Annotated in this window: 15 protein-coding genes; 11 read left to right on the top strand and 4 right to left on the bottom strand. The window is 67.0% G+C overall.

The genetic code is table 11. From position 1 onward, the window contains the following. Positions 1-7: 7 nt before the first annotated feature. Positions 8-1,387 (bottom strand): lipopolysaccharide biosynthesis protein, encoded by a 1,380-nt coding sequence (locus tag ACZ1J6_RS18875; RefSeq protein ID WP_132269751.1) that lies wholly within the window; start codon positions 1,385-1,387, stop codon positions 8-10. A gap of 180 nt (positions 1,388-1,567) precedes the next feature. Between ACZ1J6_RS18875 and ACZ1J6_RS18870 the strand changes: the two genes are divergently transcribed. Then, positions 1,568-2,323, top strand: a complete 756-nt coding sequence (locus ACZ1J6_RS18870; RefSeq protein WP_431567103.1) for a phosphocholine cytidylyltransferase family protein — start codon at positions 1,568-1,570, stop codon at positions 2,321-2,323. 53 nt (positions 2,324-2,376) lie between these two features. On the opposite strand, the gene ACZ1J6_RS18865 is transcribed toward ACZ1J6_RS18870, so the two are convergent. Both ACZ1J6_RS18865 and ACZ1J6_RS18860 read right to left on the bottom strand, forming a co-directional pair. Next, positions 2,377-2,832 (bottom strand): HIT family protein, encoded by a 456-nt coding sequence (locus tag ACZ1J6_RS18865; protein ID WP_465127741.1) that lies wholly within the window; start codon positions 2,830-2,832, stop codon positions 2,377-2,379. A gap of 13 nt (positions 2,833-2,845) precedes the next feature. Beyond that, a complete protein-coding gene (locus ACZ1J6_RS18860; protein WP_465127740.1) occupies positions 2,846-3,982 on the bottom strand; it encodes a CDP-alcohol phosphatidyltransferase family protein in 1,137 nt (378 codons plus the stop codon). Positions 3,983-4,153: 171 nt separating this feature from the next. Between ACZ1J6_RS18860 and ACZ1J6_RS18855 the strand changes: the two genes are divergently transcribed. The 3 genes from ACZ1J6_RS18855 to ACZ1J6_RS18845 all read left to right on the top strand — a co-directional run bounded on the left by ACZ1J6_RS18855 (position 4,154) and on the right by ACZ1J6_RS18845 (position 6,988). Further along, positions 4,154-5,197, top strand: a complete 1,044-nt coding sequence (locus ACZ1J6_RS18855; protein ID WP_132269745.1) for a diacylglycerol/lipid kinase family protein — start codon at positions 4,154-4,156, stop codon at positions 5,195-5,197. Positions 5,198-5,291: 94 nt separating this feature from the next. Continuing rightward, positions 5,292-6,206 (top strand): hypothetical protein, encoded by a 915-nt coding sequence (locus ACZ1J6_RS18850; RefSeq protein WP_465127739.1) that lies wholly within the window; start codon positions 5,292-5,294, stop codon positions 6,204-6,206. Next, positions 6,203-6,988, top strand: coding sequence for a nucleotidyltransferase family protein (locus ACZ1J6_RS18845; protein ID WP_465127738.1), 786 nt, complete (start codon positions 6,203-6,205; stop codon positions 6,986-6,988). The genes ACZ1J6_RS18850 and ACZ1J6_RS18845 overlap by 4 nt, the downstream gene beginning before the upstream one ends. Positions 6,989-7,037: 49 nt before the next feature. On the opposite strand, the gene ACZ1J6_RS18840 is transcribed toward ACZ1J6_RS18845, so the two are convergent. Further along, on the bottom strand, positions 7,038-7,535 hold the full coding sequence (locus ACZ1J6_RS18840) for a DUF2141 domain-containing protein (protein ID WP_431567098.1): 498 nt from the start codon (positions 7,533-7,535) through the stop codon (positions 7,038-7,040). A 265-nt stretch (positions 7,536-7,800) separates the two neighbouring features. On the opposite strand from ACZ1J6_RS18840, the gene rpe reads away from it, so the two are divergent. From rpe to dxs, 7 genes are all read left to right on the top strand, one after another. Continuing rightward, entirely contained in the window at positions 7,801-8,463 is a 663-nt protein-coding gene (gene rpe, locus ACZ1J6_RS18835; RefSeq protein ID WP_431567097.1) for a ribulose-phosphate 3-epimerase, read from the top strand. A 4-nt stretch (positions 8,464-8,467) separates the two neighbouring features. Further along, positions 8,468-10,498, top strand: a complete 2,031-nt coding sequence (locus tag ACZ1J6_RS18830) for a heparinase II/III family protein (protein ID WP_465127737.1) — start codon at positions 8,468-8,470, stop codon at positions 10,496-10,498. Positions 10,499-10,623: 125 nt separating this feature from the next. Further along, the gene (purH, locus tag ACZ1J6_RS18825) at positions 10,624-12,216 is read left to right on the top strand and encodes a bifunctional phosphoribosylaminoimidazolecarboxamide formyltransferase/IMP cyclohydrolase (RefSeq protein ID WP_465127736.1); all 1,593 of its coding nucleotides are present in this window, start codon (positions 10,624-10,626) and stop codon (positions 12,214-12,216) included. Between the two features lie 41 nt (positions 12,217-12,257). After that, positions 12,258-12,467: a hypothetical protein gene (locus tag ACZ1J6_RS18820; RefSeq protein WP_132269731.1), complete on the top strand. Its 210-nt coding sequence runs from the start codon at positions 12,258-12,260 to the stop codon at positions 12,465-12,467. Positions 12,468-12,619: 152 nt separating this feature from the next. Next, on the top strand, positions 12,620-12,769 hold the full coding sequence (locus ACZ1J6_RS18815) for a hypothetical protein (protein WP_165921541.1): 150 nt from the start codon (positions 12,620-12,622) through the stop codon (positions 12,767-12,769). A gap of 104 nt (positions 12,770-12,873) precedes the next feature. Further along, positions 12,874-13,344 (top strand): Fur family transcriptional regulator, encoded by a 471-nt coding sequence (locus ACZ1J6_RS18810; RefSeq protein WP_442047377.1) that lies wholly within the window; start codon positions 12,874-12,876, stop codon positions 13,342-13,344. Between the two features lie 217 nt (positions 13,345-13,561). Then, positions 13,562-15,484: a 1-deoxy-D-xylulose-5-phosphate synthase gene (dxs, locus tag ACZ1J6_RS18805; RefSeq protein ID WP_314469073.1), complete on the top strand. Its 1,923-nt coding sequence runs from the start codon at positions 13,562-13,564 to the stop codon at positions 15,482-15,484. Positions 15,485-15,650 lie beyond the last annotated feature (166 nt).

Here is a 15,650-nt window from a genome sequence, read left to right as displayed (position 1 = left end):
TCGAGCGTCAGGTCACGGCCGAATCGGCCACGGGCAGATCGCCCTCGGGATCGGGCATGATGCTGATCTCGTTCCGGTCGATCTGCTGGAGCGTGCGCCAGGCCATAAGGCCCATGACGATGTAGGACACCGCGCCGCCCACCGCGACCGCCCAGGCCGCACCGCTGGGGCCGACCGGAAGCAGGAACACCAGCCCCACCGCCAGGCCGATCAGCGCGATCAGGCGGGCCACCAACGAATGCCGCGCCCGGCCGGTGGCATGGAGCACCGGTTCGAAGGCGACACTGGCAAGGTCGAAACTGGCCGCCAGCGTCAGGGGCACGAGGATCGCGGCGCCCTGTTCGAAATCGTCGCCGCCGATCACTTCCAGCATCTGCTTGCCCAGCAGCACTGCCACCGTGACCACCACGATCCCGGCCAGGCCGGCGATCTTGCTGGTCTGGAGCGCCAGCTTGCGGAACTCCGCCGCGGCCGAGGAGACGCGCGCGCGCGCCACTTCCGCATAGACCGAGCGCGTCAGCAGCGAGGACAGCTTGCTCAGCGCCTGCGACAGCTGCGAGGCGAGGCGATAGAGACCCGCCGCCTTGGTGCCGACCCAGGCGCCGACGATCAGCAGCGGGCCGTTCTTCATCGCCGCATCCAGCGTGGACGCAACGTAAGTCTGCATAAAGAAGCGCGTGACGCCGGGATTCTCGTCGATCGCCTTGCGCCAGTTGCGCAAGTTCGAAAGGTTCACGGCCTCCGGGCAGAGCCGCCGCGCCATGATCCAGTAGAGCAGCGCTTCGAGAATATCGATCGCGGCCCAGGCGAACAGGAAGCGGCCGACGCTGGGGCCGGTCATCCAGATGACGAGCGACGCCGCCAGCCGGCCGCTGGGCACGATCGCCTCTACATAGACGGCCATGTCGAAGCGGTTGAGCGCGCGGACGATGCCGGTGGGCGCGGAGACCAGCGCCCAGAGCGAACCCACGCAGAACCAGAAGGCCACGTCGATGAAATGCGGGTTCAGCTCCAGCATATGGGCGAAGCCGTAGATCAGGACCGCCGCCAGCCCGCAGCCGATGATCGCGCCCACGGCATCCAGCAGGCCGCAGAGCATGCCCAGGCGGCCCAGCTTGCCCCAGTCCTTTTCATGGACGTGCTCGCTGCCGTAGCGCACGACGACGCGCCAGGTCTGGAAGCTGGCCAGCGCGATCAGCGCCTGCGCCGTTCCGAAGATCAGCGAAAAGTGGCCGAAATCCTTGAGGCCCAGCGAACGGGTCTGGATGGCGAGGTAGGCAATGCCGCAAACGGCGCCGAAACCTTTGCCGCCCAGCAGCCAGGCAGTGTTCTGGAGTATCCGCCCTAGCGGAGATTTGCTCTCACGGCGGTGAAATTTGGCGGACATCGCGGCTGCATGTGAACGAGGGGGAAGGGACTTGCAAGCTGTGCCGATCAGGGATGTCCCCATGCTGAATGAATTAATACCCGCGGCCCCGGCTCAAGCCTTTCCCGCCGCATCTTTTCCTTTTGGCCGGCAATCCCTAGATGCGGGGCATCTCCCCCCTTTGACGAAGCGCGAAAATCCATGATCGAACACGCCATCCTCCTCAGCGCCGGCCAGGGCTCGCGCCTGCTCCCCCTCACCGCCGAGCGGCCCAAGTGCATGATCGACTTCACCGGCAAGTCGCTGATCGAATGGCAGATCGAAATGCTCGCGCGCGGCGGGGTGAAGCGGATCGACGTCGTCACCGGCTTCATGACCGACATGCTGGAAGAGCATCTGAACCGCATCGACGATCCGCGCGTGGAAGTGACGGTTCGTTTCAACCCCTTCTTCAAGGTGGCCGACAACCTCGGCTCCTGCTGGATCGCGCGCGAGGCCATGCGCGGCGACTTCCTGATCCTGAACGGCGATACCCTCGTTTCGGAGGAAATCGTGAACAAGGTCCAGCAGGGCGCTACCGATCCGAACGGCAAGCCCTGGCCGATCACCGTCACCGTCGACGTGAAAGCCGAGGGCTACGACAGCGACGACATGAAAGTGGAGCGCGAGGCGGACGGCCGGCTCGTGCATATCGGCAAGACGCTGACGGCCCGGCAGTCCAACTCCGAATCGATCGGCTTCCTCGCCTTCCGCGGCGAAGGGGCGGACCTGTTCCGCGAAACCGTGCGCCAGGCCATGCGCACGCCCGAAGGCGTCCAGCACTGGTATCTCAAGGTGATCGATTCGATCGCGCCCACCGGCAAGGTCGGCACCGTCTCCATCGAGGGCCTCGACTGGGCCGAAGTCGATTTCCTCAACGACATCGAAATCGCCACGAAGCTCACCGATACCTGGTGAGCCGAGCGTCTTGATCGTCCCGGATCATGTCCGGGACGATGCTTTGCGGTCGATCAGCCGAAGTGCGCCTTCAGCCAGGCCACGAGCGCTGAAAGGTCATCCCCTTCCAGCGCCACGGCGTGGCCGAGATCGGGCACTTTCGGCCAGCCGCAGTCCACGAACTCGCGGCCCTGCCACTCGCGCGCGCCCTCGTAGCGGGGGATGACGTGGAAGTGGACATGGGGATCCACCATCATCAGCATGAGATAGTTGAGCCGGGCATAGCCGACCGCCTCCCCCAGGGCCGCTTCGATCGCGGCCGTGGCGACCTTGAGTTCGGCATGCGCCTCTCCCGGAAGATCCCCAAAGGCGGTGGCATCGGATTTCGCCGCCAGCACCAACGATCCCAGCGTCGGCTGTGCCGGACGGGTCAGCACCACCCAATGCGCGAATTCCGCAACGAGGGTATGCGGGTGCCCGAACTTTTCCATCGTCGCATTGGCTGCGACATTGCCCTGCATCGCGTTCATGGCGGTTCCTTCTTCAGGCGTCCGAGAGCCAGGAGGTGATCGTACCGCCTCGCGCCCGCACGATCCATGCCTGGACCAGCCGCACGGCGTGGATGAGGCAGGAAATCGCCGTCCACCAGGCCACCGCGATCAGGCCGATGTCGGGACGCGCGAACAGCATCGCCACGAACAGGATGACCATGTTCGGGTTGCGGCGCGCGGTAATCAGGCGGAACTGGCTGTCGAACTTGCGCCATACGTGGATGTGCATGAGGCCGTTCTGACGCATGAACACGCCCTCGATCAGGCGCTGCACCACGTAGCCGCCCTGGATCGCGCCCTGCACCCACCAGAACGTCGCGTCATCGTAGGCCAGGCCCCAGGTCGCCAGGCCCGTCGCCCAGAACCACCACCAGAACGGCGGATGGACGAGATCCATGCCGTGGTCGGCCACATTGCCCCATTCCGAGGACGTGATCGTGCAGCGCGCCAGCTTGCCGTCCACGGTATCGAGCACCATGAACACCAGTCCCAGCGCCATGCCCAGCCAGTAGTGCCCGTAAGCGAAAAGCACCGTGGCCAGCACGCAGAATGCCGCGCCCACCGCCGTCACCATGTTCGGGGTGATGTGCAGTTTCGCGCAGATTCGCGTCAGCACCAGCGCCCATTCGGGCCAGAGGTACTTGGTCAGCACATCGGTCACGCCCTTGTAGGCGCCGAAGTAGCTGGCACGCTCGATGGTGCGGACGGTCTCGGGCGTGAGCGCCATGAGGAACGGCGTCTCGCGCTTGCGGAGCGTCTTGTTCTCGATGGTGGGCCCGCTTTCGTAGGTCACGACATCGAGGCCCGCCGTATCGGCGAGCGGCGTTCCGGCGGTCATCGCGGCGGTGATTCGCGCGGCCTGGCCGGCGTCGGCCGCATGCGCCAGGGCGGGGATGCCGCCCAGCGTCAGGACCATGCCGGGCCGCGCTGTGACGTATTTGAACCAGGCCGGATCCCACGCAAAGGCGGCATTGGACAGGATGGAAGGGCCGGACGAGGCGTCCTTGCCGAAGGAGGCGCCGTTCGCCCGGGCGATGCGTGCAACGCGCTCGGCCATCGTCAAACCCCAGAGCTGGACGGGGTTCGCGCCGATGGTTGCGGCGTGGGGGGGAGTGTCCTGAGTGACCATGTTTTCGGCCGTAATCCGTGGAACCGCGGGACGCAACGGCGGGACTTGCGGAAAACGCGGCAGATTTTGCCGGTCTTGCAAGTGGCGTAAAAACGCCATACAACTGTAACCTTAATGTGTCAGTGAATGTTTCCTGATGATTTTCGTCTGCGGCATCCCTACATAGGGCCCGTGTACGGAACCATTTACGAATTCGAAACGCTGCCGACCTTCGGTGAGCACGGCAAGCGCAAGGCCACTGGTCCTGCGCGTGTGGCGCGTCGTGGGCGCGCCGTTCCTCTCGTTGGCATCATTCGCAATCCTCGTAGCCACCGGAACAAGGGCCGGGCGGCAGAGATGGAGGATTGCTCCAACATCCTGACCGAGACCCCGCGCACCCGCTCGGAACTCTACAGCGTGCTTGACGGCTTTGCCCGTCGCGGTGTGGACTATCTCGTGGTCGACGGCGGCGATGGCACCGTTCGCGATGTGCTGACGTGCGGCGCGGACATCTTCGGTGACGAATGGCCCACGTTCATCATCCTGCCCAAGGGCAAGACGAACGCGCTGGGCGTAGACCTCGGCCTGCCGACCCACTGGTCGCTGGCAGAGGCGCTGGCGGCTGCGCACAAGGGCAATACCCTCACGCGCCGTCCCTTGCGCATTTCCGCCAATGACGGCAGCAGCGGCTGCATGCAGGGCTTCATCCTGGGCACCGGCGTATTCACGCTGGCGACCGAGGCCGGTCAGGAAGCGCACCGCCGCGGCGCCTTCAACAGCTTTGCCGTGGGCCTCAGCATCCTCTGGAGCATCATCCAGTCGCTGTTCGGCCGCGACGGCAATCCGTGGCGCGCCTGCACCCCGACGCGCCTGGTCGATCGCCACACCGGCCGCGACCTGCCCTATGACGGGCCGGGCCGTGCGGACGAACGCTTCATGGTCGTCGCCACCACTTTCGAGAAGTTCCCGCTCGGCGCGCGTCCCTTCGGCCGCGATGTCGCCCCGGGGATGAAGCTGGGCGTCATCGACTGGCCGGTGCGCTGGGTCATGGCCCTGCTGCCGGCGATCCTCTTTGGCCTTTCCGGCAAGTTCCTGGAACGCCGCGGCACCCACCGCGTCTGCGCCAGCGCGGTAGACCTGGAAATCGGTGGCTCGTTCATTCTCGATGGCGAGGTTTTCCCTGCGGGCGACTACCTGCTCGAGGAAGGGCCGCAGCTGACTTTCGTGGTCCCCTGATCCGCCGGATCCGGCCCCTCTCCTCTCACTTTTTGGCCAGGTTTGTGGCACCGGCATGCTTGCTTTTACCACGCCGGTGCCCGAGCATGCTTTCATGACCCAAGACTTGGAAGGGCGCATTGGCCAGGCGCTGCAGCGCGCCGTGGTGCCCGAAGTCCGTGCTTTCGCGGAACGCCTTGCGCTGGCTGCCGGCAATGCCGTGGCCGTGCTGTTCTACGGCTCGAACTTGCGCACCGGATCGCTGGAAGGCGTGCTGGACTTCTACGTCCTCACCGAAGGCCCCCAGGCCGAGAAGATCTGGCCGCGCGTCAGCTATCACGAATGGACCTTCGAAGGCGTGCCCTTGCGCGCGAAAGTGGCGACCATGGCGCTGGATACGTTCCGCGCCGCTGCGGCCGGCGAGCGGCTGGACACCACCATCTGGGCCCGCTTCGTCCAGCCGAGCGGCATCGCCTGGCAGCGTGACGAGGCCGCGTTCGGCCGCGTGACCGCCGCCGTATGGGGCGCGGCCCGCACCGCCGCCAGGCTGGCCGTGGCGCTCGGCCCGGCGACGGGCACTGCGGAGGACTACTGGCGCGCCCTGTTCCGCGCGACTTACGCCGCCGAGTTCCGGGTGGAGAAGGCCGGGCGCGAGGATTCGATCCTTTCCGTCAACCGCGAGCATTTCGACGGCTTGCTGCCGCTGGCCCTTGCCGCCGACGACATCGCCTTCGAGCGCCTGCCGAACGGCGCCTTCCGCCCCGAACTTTCCGAGCGCGACCGCACCCGGATGCTGGACTGGTGGAAGCGCCGCCAGCGGCTGGGCAAGCCCTACAACGTCCTGCGCCTGCTGAAAGCCTCGACCACGTTCGAAGGCGCCGCGCGCTATGCCGCCTGGAAGATCGAGCGCCACACCGGCGTGGCGGTCACCATCACGCCCTGGCGCGAGCGGCATCCGGTGCTTTCCGCGCCCGGTGTGCTCTGGCACGTCTGGCGCACCCGCAAGGCCATGGAGCGCAAACCGGCATGACCCCCTCTCCCTTGCCCGCCGCGCTGATTCTTGCAGGTTCCCGCCCCGGTAAACCCGATCCGGTCGCAGCGGCCGAAGGCCTGAGCCACAAGGCCTTGGTAGAGCTGGAAGGCCGGCCGATGCTGGCCCATGTCGTTCAGGCCTTGCGCGATGCCGGCATCGCGCGCCTGGCGGTGGTCGCCAACGATCCCGCCGTGATCGCGCTCGCGGAACTGCTGGGCTGCGAGACGATCCCCGCCGCCGCCGGTCCCAGCGCCAGCGTGGCCGCGGGCTTCGCGCGGCTCGGCGCGCCGATGCTCGTCACGACCTCCGACCATGCGCTGCTGCGCGGCGAATGGGTGCGGGACTTCCTGCTCGACACCCCGGAGGAAGCCGACGTTTCCGTCCTGCTGGCGCGGCGGCAGGCGATCGAAGCGGCCGTGCCGGGATCGCGCCGCACTTATCTGCGCTTTGCCGACGGCCACTGGTCGGGCTGCAACCTGTTCCTGCTGAAGACGGCCCGCGCCGAAGCCGCGATCGAGACCTGGAAGCTGGTGGAGGCGGACCGCAAGCGCCCTTGGCGCATCGCCGCCAGGCTCGGGCTCGGCATGTTGGCAAGCTATGTGCTCGGCCGCCTGACCCTGGCGGCCGCGCTTGCACGACTGGGAACCCGGATCGGCCTCAAGGCCCGCCTCGTCGCCGCGCGCGACGGATTGGCGGCGGTCGACGTCGACAAACCCTCCGACCTCCTGGACGCACGCGCCATCCTGGCCGAGCGCCGCGAAGCCGCCGCCGGATCCTGAGAACGCGCTCGCGCCGAAATGCCCCCGAGGGGGCATTCCATCCGGGCTGTTACATGTAGCGCATCTGGATGCGGATCGACTTCACGTCATTGCCCACCGGCACGCCGACCTTGGTGTAGCTGGGCTTGCCGAGGTTGAAGATATTGATCGAGGGGTTGTTCGACATCGCGCCGCCGTCAGTGCTGATGTCCGTCGAGCCATTGCCGTTGACGTCATGCCTCACGGCGATGCCGTAAGTGCCCGGCGCCGGGACGGGGACGCAGAACGTCATGGTCCCGCCCCTGGCGGCCACCTCGATCCGCTTCAGCCACTTGCCCTTGGCCAACCACTCGCCGGACGTGGCGCGGTAGGACTGGACGCGCAGGCGTCCCTGGGACGACTTGATGCCGTCCACCGTAACCATGATCGCGGGGCCGCCGCCGGAACGGCACTGGCTCATGTCATTGCGGATTTCGTCGCGATACTGGGCCGCGGCCGGCGCCGACAGGGCCAGCGCGGCCAGGCCGGCGGCAGCTGCGATGGGGGCCTTGGGGAACTTCAATCTCATCTCCGGTTCCGTCACTCGTTCACGAGGGTTGCAGGGAAGCAAACCCGTGAAATGTCTGGCGCCGCACTGCCATCGAGGCCGTGAATGCACTCTGAACTGGCGATCGACAAGCACCGCGCCGGAGCGGCTGCAGGGGGCGGGGCCCGGTCCGCTCGGTCGATTTAGGGAACCTCCTCCATATGGCGTGTGGAAAACGGGCCGGGCGCGCTTGTACCCCCCAGATATGGTGGCCTATCCTTCGCATCGAGGAGTACCGTTCTTAACCATGACCACGCCGCTGATCTCGCCCTCCATCCTTTCCGCCGACTTTGCCCGCCTGGGCGAAGAGGTTCGCGCGATCGACGAAGCCGGCGCCGACTGGATCCACGTCGACGTCATGGACGGCCACTTCGTACCCAACATCACCATCGGCCCGGCCGTGGTGAAGGCGCTGCGCCCGCATTCCGCCAAAGTCTTCGACGTGCACCTGATGATTTCGCCGGTGGACAGCTATCTCGAAGCCTTCGCCGAAGCCGGTGCGGACTACATCACCGTTCATCCCGAAGCCGGCCCTCACGTCCACCGCACGGTGCAGACGATCCGCGGCCTGGGCAAGAAGGCGGGTATCTCGCTGAACCCGGCCACCCCGGCCAAGATGCTGGACTACCTGATCGACGATATCGACCTCGTCCTGATCATGAGCGTCAACCCCGGCTTCGGCGGCCAGAGCTTCATCTCCAGCCAGCTTCGCAAGATCGAGGCCGTGCGCAAGATGATCGAGAAGTCGGGCCGCGACATCCGCCTCGAAGTGGACGGCGGCGTCGATGCCAAGACCGCACCTCTCTGCGTTTCGGCGGGTGCCGACGTGCTCGTCGCCGGTTCGGCCACGTTCCGCGGCGGCCCTTCGCAATATGCCGCGAACATCCGCGCCCTGAAGGGGCTCGATTGAGGCGGTGAAGCTAGACACCCCTCCGCGTCCCCGAAACGGGAACCCGGACGGGCTCCGGGCCATTTCCCCGGGAAGTGAGGCAGCCGATGAGTCGGGCGACATGCTTGCAGGCGGGCTCACAGGCAAGTCGGGGGGCGGGCCTCAGGGCGGTAACGAGGAGGGTGTCTTGAATCAAAGCGTTACCGGATCGCCGGCCGTGACACGTTCCGAAACCGACATCACCGATATCACCGCCTTCACTGGCGACGACTTCCACGATTCCGACCTCCTGCCGCCCCGCGCGGAAGTCCAGGTGGAAGTCGCGCAGATCGAGGGCGGCCGGGCGCTGGCCCTGGCCGACTTCTCGCCGCCTTCGGTCGGGCCGGGCGAGCGGCTGATCCGCTTCGCCTATCGCCTGGGCATTCCCGGCACCATGCTCTCGGCGCCGATGGGCAAGAAGGCCCGCACCCGGCTGCTCGCCACGGTCAGCAACACGCTACCGGGCAATGCCGCCGCCGGAACCGCCCTGCGCGCGGGACATTTCCTGATCCACGGCGCCCGCACGCCCGTGGCCCAAGTCGATTTTGCCGGCCCGTCGCGCGTGACGCCGCCGCTGGAGCGCGTGGTCCACAGCTTCTCCTGGCTCACCGACCTGGAGGCCTGCGCCCCGCGCGAGCAAGGTACCGCGGTTGCCGAGCGCATTCTCACCGCGTGGCTCCAGGCCAATCCCAAGCCGCCGGCCAAGCCGGGCAAGGGTCCGGCCTGGGACGTGGGCAACACCGGCGCGCGGCTGATGAACTGGCTGGCCCATGCCCCGCTGATCCTCTCCGGCGAGAAGACCCTGCGCAACCGTACTTTGGCGCACATTTCCGAGACCGCGCGCTGGCTGGACCGTCATGTCGGCCGGGCGGAAGACGGGATCGCCGAAGTCGCCGGGTGGAGCGCCATCGTCGCTGCCGGCCTGCTGCTCCCCGAAGGTCGCCCGCGCCGCCTCTACGGCGAGGCGGGGTTGATCAAGGCCCTGGGCGAACTGATCGGCGACGACGGCGGCGTGCTCTCGCGCAGCCCGCTGGCGCAGATGGAAGCGATCGCCCTTCTGGTGCGGCTGCGCAACTGCTATCACGCCACCCGCCGCGACGCGCCCAAGGCGGTCGAGCGGGTGATCGAACTGCTCATCCCGCCGCTCCTGGCGCTGACTCACGGCGACGGTTCGCTGGGTTCGTGGCAGGGCGGCTGGGCGATCGACGGAGAGGACGTCAACGCTCTCGTCAAGGCGACCGGCGTGCGCACCCGCCCGCTGCGCGATGTGCGCCAATGGGGCTATCAGCGCGTGCTGGCGCACAAGTCGATCCTCCAGTTCGACACTGCGCCGCCGCCGCTGCCCGCCCATGCCCGCTACGGCTGCGCTTCCACGCTGGCCTTCGAGATGTCCCACGCGGGCCACCGCCTGGTCGTCAACTGCGGCGGCGCGGCGAGCGGCGGCGGGCTGGTGCCGGTGCGCCTCGAACAGGGCCTGCGCGCGACCGCCGCCCATTCGACGCTGACGCTGGACGATGCCAATTCCACCGCCGTCCTCATCAACGGAGCCATCGGCGGCGGCGTCAGCGAGGTCGATATCGATCGCAAGACGCTGACGCAGGAAAACGGCGGCAACGCCACCCGCATCGAGGCGAGCCACAACGGCTACGAGGCGCGCTACGCCCTCACGCACCGCCGCATCCTGATCCTGCGCGACGACGGCAGCGAACTGCGCGGCGAGGACGTGCTGATCCCCGCGGGCCGCAAGGCCCAGCGCGGCAAGGTGGGCTTTGCCATTCGCTTCCACCTCGGCCCGGAAGTCGAAGTCGCCCTCACCGAGGACGGCCAGGGCGCCGGCATGGCCCTGCCCGACGGCAGTCTCTGGCAGTTCCGCAGCAGTGCCGGCGAAGTGATCCTGGAAGATTCGCTCTGGGTCGACGGCCAGGGCCGTCCCCAGGCGACGCAGCAGCTGGTGATCCAGGGTCTCGTCTCGCGCGGAGGCGGGAATTTCGGTTGGTTAATCAAGAAAATGGGGTGAAATGCCGCGACCGGCCCCACGGCTTGTGGCACCCTGAGCTAGCGGCCCCTCTTGCGACCCGGGCGCTGCCGACCTAGAGGGCGCGGAAAATCCCTCTCCGCTAGTTCCAGAACGAGGCCATCCGCATGACCGATACCGTCCAGATCCGCCGCGCATTGCTGTCGGTTTCCGACAAGACCGGCCTCGCCGATCTCGGCAAGGCACTGTCCGCCCGCGGCGTGGAACTGGTTTCGACCGGCGGCACCGCCAAGGCGCTGCGCGATGCCGGCCTCGCGGTGAAGGACATTTCGGAAATCACCGATTTCCCCGAGATGATGGACGGCCGGGTCAAGACGCTGCACCCCAAGGTCCACGGCGGCCTGCTGGCGGTGCGCGACAATCCCGAACATGCCAAGGCCATGGCCGATCACGAAATCGGCGCGATCGACCTGGTGGTCGTCAACCTCTATCCCTTCGAAGCCACCGTCGCCAAGGGCGCCGACCGGGACGAAGTGATCGAGAATATCGACATCGGCGGCCCGTCGATGGTGCGTTCGGCCGCGAAGAACCATGCCTTCGTCGCCATCGTCACCGATCCCAACGACTATGCGGGCCTGATCTCCGAACTGGAGACCACCGACGGCGGCACGACCTTGGCCTTCCGCAAGCTACTGGCCGCGCGCGCCTTCGCGCAGACCGCCGCTTACGATTCGATGATCTCGCAGTGGTTCGCCTTCACCGACCAGGGCCTCGAATTCCCCGAGATGCTGAGCGTCAACGGCCGCCTCGCCACCACGCTGCGCTACGGCGAGAACCCGCACCAGAAGGCCGCGCTCTACACGCCGGTCGGCCCGTTCACCAAGGGCCTGGCCCAGGGCGAGCAAGTGCAGGGCAAGGAACTGTCCTACAACAACTACAACGACGCCGACGCCGCCTTCGAACTCGCTGCCGAGTTCAAGGGCCAGGACCCGGCCGTGATCATCGTCAAGCACGCCAACCCTTGCGGCGTGGCGCAGGGTTCCAGCCTGCTCGAAGCCTGGCAGGGCGCGCTGGCTTGTGACGACGTTTCGGCCTTCGGCGGCATCGTTGCCGTGAACACCACGCTCGACGGCCCGACGGCCGAAGCGATCTGCCAGATCTTCACCGAAGTGGTCGTCGCCCCCGACGCCGACGAGGAAGCCCGCGCCTTCTTCGCCAAGAAGAAGAACCTGCGCCTGCTGCTGACCGGCGGCCTGCCCGATCCGCGCCGCCCCGGCCTGACCGTCAAGCCGATCACCGGCGGCCTGCTGGTGCAGGGCCGCGATGCCGGCGCCATCGGCGTGAGCGACCTGAAGGTCGTGACCAAGCGCGCGCCGACCGAGCAGGAACTGAAGGACTGCCTGTTCGCCTGGACCGTGGCCCGCCACGTCAAGTCGAACGCGATCGTCTATGCCAAGGACGGCGTCACTGCCGGCATCGGCGCGGGCCAGATGAACCGCCGCGATTCCTCGCGCATCGCCGCGATGAAGGCCGCCGAAGCCGCCGAGAAGTTCGGCTGGGCTCAGGCCCGCACGGTCGGCTCTGCCGTCGCTTCGGACGCGTTCTTCCCCTTCGCCGACGGCCTGCTGGCCGCTGCCGAAGCGGGCGCTACGGCTGTGATCCAGCCGGGCGGCTCGATCCGTGACGAGGAAGTCATCGCCGCTGCCGACGAGGCGGGCCTGGCCATGGTCTTCACCGGCATGCGCCACTTCAAGCACTGAGGTTCGATATTTCAGGGCCAGATTCGATCCAGGAGGCGAATATGTGGGTGATGTGGCTTGGACCGCTGGTCACCCTCGCCTTCCTGATCGGGCTGGCCACGGCGGCCGTGCTCGTGCGCCTCGGCCGCATCCGCAAGCCCCACCAGGTCATCGGCGCGCTGGCACTGCCGTTCGGTTGTGCCGCGCTGCCCGTGGCCGGGCTGGTTGTGGTCTCCGTCGCTTCGGCAGTGATCGCGCGCACGATCCCTTGACGAGATTGTGACGGTTCCCCCGTCCACCCCGTGCGATCAACGGTTCATCGCAGAATGGGGCGCGGCTCGTCGCCATTCACTGGACGTCAAGGCGATTCGCTCCAAGTGAGCGGCACGCAATCGTACATCATCAATATGAGCTGATTTTCGTCATGGGACTCTTCAAGGCCGACTTCTACCGCTTCTTCGCCCTCGGCTTCGCCGGTGGTACGCTGCTGGTGCTGGGCGTGATGGGCATCGGAACTCACTCGATCGGCAACGGCCTCGTGCCTCCCGCCGAAGCGGCTGCGCAAGTGAACTGACCCAGGCAGGCTGATCCGGGGTCTATCGGACCCCGCGGCCTGATCCGGCGCCGTCCTGGGCGCCCCTCCAGCTTTCAATTGCACGCAGCCCTGCCAATGCCCATATGGGCGGCATGGCTAATGCGCATCATCATCACGAACATTCCGGCGAAGGCCTTGTAGAGGCTGCCCGCGCCGCCCTTCTCGATGCCGGCGAACAGTGGACCGAGATGCGCGCCGACGTCTTCGGCGCTCTGGCGGAACGCGAACGTCCGGCTTCAGCCTATGACTTGGCCGAAAGCGTTTCGGCCCTGCGCGGCAAGCGCGTGGCGCCCAACAGCGTCTATCGCATTCTCGACCTCTTCGTGCGCACCAACCTCGCCCGCCGGGTCGAGAGCGCCAACGCCTACCTCGCCAACAGCCATCCCGGCTGCCAGCACGACTGCATCTTCCTGATCTGCGATGTCTGCGGCCAAGCCGTCCATATCGACGACGACAAGCTGACCGGCGCCCTCATCGCCGCCGCCAGGCAGGCCGGTTTCGCCGGGGTGCGCCCGGTGGTCGAGCTGCGCGGAACCTGCGCCACCTGCAGCTAGGTCGGCAGGGCCTGCGAACCGGCCGCTGACGCTGGCCGGCTTCCCGCAGGATTCGCATGTCTGGCGGGGGTCGAGCGGTGCCGGAAGTTGCCGGCGATGGCTCGGAGAGTCGCAGCAAAGCAACAGGTGCCACGTTTTTCCTGTCCTTTCGGACGGCTCCGGCATATTGCCCACTGCTTAATTCGACACCAGAACATGTAGCGTGTAGAAGCAGAACATGACAGCCAACCCGGCAACGCCACTCCTCGACACCGTCGATACGCCTGACGATCTCCGCAAGCTCAAGCCTTCGGACCTGCGTCAACTGGCCGACGAACTTCGCACCGAGATGATCTCTGCCGTCGGGCAGACCGGCGGCCATCTGGGCTCGGGCCTGGGCGTGGTCGAACTGACGGTGGCGATCCACTACGTGTTCGATACGCCGGTGGACCGGCTGATCTGGGACGTGGGCCACCAGGCCTATCCCCACAAGATCCTCACCGGCCGCCGCGACCGCATTCGCACCTTGCGCCAGGGCGGCGGACTCTCCGGCTTCACCAAGCGTTCGGAAAGCGAATACGACCCCTTCGGCACGGCCCATAGCTCCACCTCGATCTCGGCCGCGCTCGGCTTTGCCGTCGCCAACAAGATCAAGGGCACGCCCGGCCGCGGCATTGCCGTGATCGGCGACGGCGCGATGAGCGCCGGCATGGCCTACGAGGCGATGAACAACGCCGCGGACGCCGGAAACCGCCTGATCGTGGTCCTCAACGACAACGACATGTCGATCGCGCCGCCGGTTGGCGGGCTGTCGTCCTATCTCGCGCGGCTCGTTTCCTCGGGCCGGTTCCTCGGCCTGCGCGACCTGGCCCGCAAGTTCGCGCGCCGCCTGCCGCGCCCGCTCCACGCCGCCGCCCGCAAGACCGACGAATTCGCCCGCGGCATGGCCATGGGCGGCACCCTGTTCGAGGAACTGGGCTTCTATTACGTTGGCCCGATCGACGGCCACGACCTCGATGCGCTGGTTCCGGTCCTGGAAAACGTGCGCGATGCCGCCGAAGGCCCGATCCTGGTCCATGTCGTGACGCAGAAGGGCAAGGGCTACGCGCCCGCCGAGGAAGCGGCCGACAAGTATCACGGCGTGCAGAAGTTCAACGTCGTCACCGGAGAGCAGGCCAAGGCCCCCGCCGGCCCGCCGAGCTACACCGGCGTCTTCGCCAAGGCGCTGGTCGCCGAGGCGGAACAGGACGACCGCATCTGCGCCATCACCGCCGCCATGCCCTCGGGCACGGGGCTCGACAAGTTCGCGCAGCAATTCCCGAACCGCAGCTTCGACGTCGGCATTGCCGAACAGCACGCGGTGACTTTCGCGGCCGGCCTGGCGGCGCAGGGCATGCGCCCGTTCTGCGCGATCTATTCCACCTTCCTCCAGCGCGCGTTCGACCAGGTGGTCCATGACGTGGCGATCCAGAACCTGCCCGTGCGCTTCGCCATCGATCGCGCCGGCCTGGTCGGTGCCGACGGTGCGACTCACGCCGGTTCGTTCGACGTTACTTACTTGGCCACCCTGCCGAACATGGTGGTCATGGCCGCGGCCGACGAGGTGGAGCTGGTCCACATGGTCCACACCGCCGCGCAGTATGACAAGGGCCCGATCGCCTTCCGCTATCCGCGCGGCAATGGCGTGGGTCTGGCCCTGCCGGAAACACCGCAGCTTCTCGAAATCGGCAAGGGCCGCGTGGTCCGCGAAGGCAGCAAGGTCGCCTTGCTCTCGCTGGGCACCCGCCTGGGCGAAGCGCTCAAGGCCGCGGACCTGCTGGACGCCAAGGGTCTTTCCACCACCGTGGCAGACTTGCGGTTCGCCAAGCCGCTGGACACCGAGCTGATTCGCAAGCTGATGCTCAGCCACGATGTGGTCGTCACCGTCGAGGAAGGCGCCATCGGCGGTCTCGGCGCCCATGTGCTCACCATGGCCAGCGACGAGGGCCTTACCGACGCGGGCCTCAAGATCCGCACCATGCGCCTGCCGGACGTGTTCCAGGACCACGACAAGCCCGAGACGCAGTACGACGAAGCCGGCCTCAATGCGCCGCAGATCGTCGACACCGTGCTCAAGGCGCTGCGCCACAACAGCGCCGGCGTGAACGAAGCCCGCGCGTAAAACGCGTAAGATCGAGGCGTGCCTGGGTTGCCGGGCACGTCCCTGGTGACGCCGCGCCCTTTTTCGTCATCAACGGGCTAGCGAAATCCGGGTCAAGCCATCGCGGACGGCCTTGCGCGCCTCTGGATCGCTTCGGACCATCACCTGCTTCCGGGTATTTTCGAGG

Source organism: Novosphingobium sp. BL-S-21 (genome assembly GCF_055521655.1).
The sequence above is the reverse complement of the archived record's forward strand: the minus strand, read 5'-3'. Positions and strand labels throughout refer to the sequence as shown.